This window comes from Pseudomonas sp. P7779 (genome assembly GCF_013386315.1).
In the GTDB taxonomy this organism is placed as follows: Bacteria; Pseudomonadota; Gammaproteobacteria; order Pseudomonadales; family Pseudomonadaceae; genus Aquipseudomonas.
Map to the genome: position 1 here is coordinate 1 of NZ_JACARZ010000201.1, position 2,194 is coordinate 2,194.

Here is a 2,194-nt window from a genome sequence, read left to right on the forward strand (position 1 = left end):
CGCGCAAGGCCAGGATCGGGGTCAGCTGGTAGCGGGTGGAGAACTTGCCGTTGGTGGTGGTGCCCGAGCCGTCGTTGTAGTGCTCGTAGCGCCCGGCCAGGTCCACGTGCCATTTGTCGGTGAGGTCCTGGCCGATCTCGCCGTAGCCCGCGAGGCTGATGCGGCTTTTTTCGGCGGCGTCGGCCGGGGTGGTACCGGCACCGGAAATGGTCCCGGGTGGAATGATCGCGCCGTTGGCACCGGTGTCGAACGGCCCGCTGGCGTAGGAGGCGAGGTCACCCTTGCCGATCTTGTAGTCTTCGTAGCGCTGTTCCAGGCCCCAGGAAATCTGCGTCGGCTTGTACAGGCCGAGGTCGAAGGCGCGGGTCAGGTCGAGGTTGTTGGTCCACTGGCTGAAGGTTTTTACGCCGGTGTCGACCGAGGTCGGTGAGTTCGGGCCGTAGCTCAGGTTGTAGGTGTCGGTGAGGGTGGCCCGGGCATGGTCCTGGCCGTAGGTGCTCGACAGGTCATAGTCCCAGCCGGCGGCCTGGCCCTTGCCGCCAAACGCCACCTGGAAGTCGTCTTCGATGAAGCGCAGGTTGTCTTCGATACCTTCCGGGTACGGGGTCTGGATGCCGTTGAACGACGGCGGCTGGTGGAATGCCAGGGGCTTTTCCGAGTTGCGGTGGGTGTAGGTCGAGAACGAGTACAGGGTCAGCGCGTCGGCGACCGGCAGCTCGGCGTTGTAGCCGAGGCTGAAGTTCTTCGCCTCGGGCAAGCCGGTGCCGTAGTAGGTGTGGCGTTGGCTGGTGTTGCCGGCACTGTCGGTGTACGGCGCCGCATCGGAACGGTCCGAGACGTCCTGTTTCTTCACGTCCAGGGCGAGGTTGATGAAACCGTCGTTGGGCAGGGCCAGGCCGACATTGCCGGTTTGGCGCACGGTTTCGCCGTCGCCGTTTTCATAGTTCTGGCCGTAGGTGGTGGACAAGCTGCCGCCGTGGTCGGTTTGCTTGAGCACGATGTTGATCACGCCGCCGATGGCGTCCGACCCGTATTGCGCCGAGGCGCCGTCACGCAGGACTTCGATGTGATCCACCAGGGCGGTGGGGATCATGTCCAGGTCCACCGGTTGCGAGCCGGAGTTGAGGGAGGTGGCGTTGTTCAGCAGCGCGCNNTTGCCGTTGACCAGCACCAGCACCTGGTCGCCGTTCAAGCCGCGCAGGCTGATGGGGCGCACGATCGAGGTCGAACCGAAGCCCGACGAGGCCGGCTGGTTGAGGGACGGCAGCACCTTGCTCAAGGCACGGGTCAGGTCGCCCTGGCCGGTGGCGAGCAACTGCTTGGAAGAAATCACGTCCACCGGCGCCGGGCTGTCGGCCAGGGTGCGGGCCTGGCCACGGTTGCCGATGACCACGACGGTGTCCAGGGGGTTGTCGCTGGCCGGGGCGTCGGCGGCGAGGGTCAGGCTGCTGTAGCTGACGGCCTCGCACACGGCGAGGAACAACAGGGTATGGGCGAAAGCCTTGCCGGGTTGGCGGCGGCCTGCGGCGCGTGATGGATTCATGATGTGCAACACTCCAGTGTGGTTAGGCAACGGGCCTTGTTCGAGGACGGCTTGTTAAGTTCAAGCTCTGGTGGAGGCAGGAGAGCAAAGGCTGTGCCATCGCTGAAAAGTCTTGGATAACAAGGAGTTGTTGGAGGGTTTGCGGGGCGGGTGGTGTTTTTCTAACAGGCGGGAGGGCAGGGTGTTGGTTTTTGTGCAGGGGATTTTTTCGCGAAGCTGCTAGCGTACGCTGGGCCGGGGGAGCGCCTCCTTGGCACACCCCTTGCTCTCCCCACGCCATACCTAAACCCAAGGAAGCTTTTCTGTATGCCTAGACCTGGCCCGCGCAACGCCCTCACTGATATTCCCGGCCTGGAGGTTGGCCACGCCACAGACCTGTACGCCGACACCGGCGTCACGGTGATCCGCCCGGATGGTTTCTGGACTGCCAGTATCGACATTCGCGGTGGAGGCCCAGGTGGTCGCGAAACCGCGGCGCTGGAGCCGGAGAACATGGTGGGCCAGCTGCACGCGCTGGTGTTTGCCGGTGGCTCGGTGTTTGGCCTGGCGGCGGCGGATGCGGTGGCGGCGAAGTTGTCCCAGGACCAGGTGGGGTTGCATTTGAAGCCGGGTGCGCCGGCGATTCCTATCGTGCCGGCGGCGGTGTTGCAT

General features: G+C 64.6%; 2 protein-coding genes. One reads left to right on the top strand and one right to left on the bottom strand.

Annotated elements, in window-relative coordinates:
• On the bottom strand, window positions 1–1,543 hold a 1,543-nt coding region (locus HX869_RS31110), incomplete at its 3' end, for a TonB-dependent siderophore receptor (protein WP_178904174.1).
• Window positions 1,544–1,849: 306 nt separating this feature from the next.
• Between HX869_RS31110 and HX869_RS31115 the strand changes: the two genes are divergently transcribed.
• On the top strand, window positions 1,850–2,194 hold a 345-nt coding region (locus HX869_RS31115), incomplete at its 3' end, for a P1 family peptidase (RefSeq protein WP_178904175.1).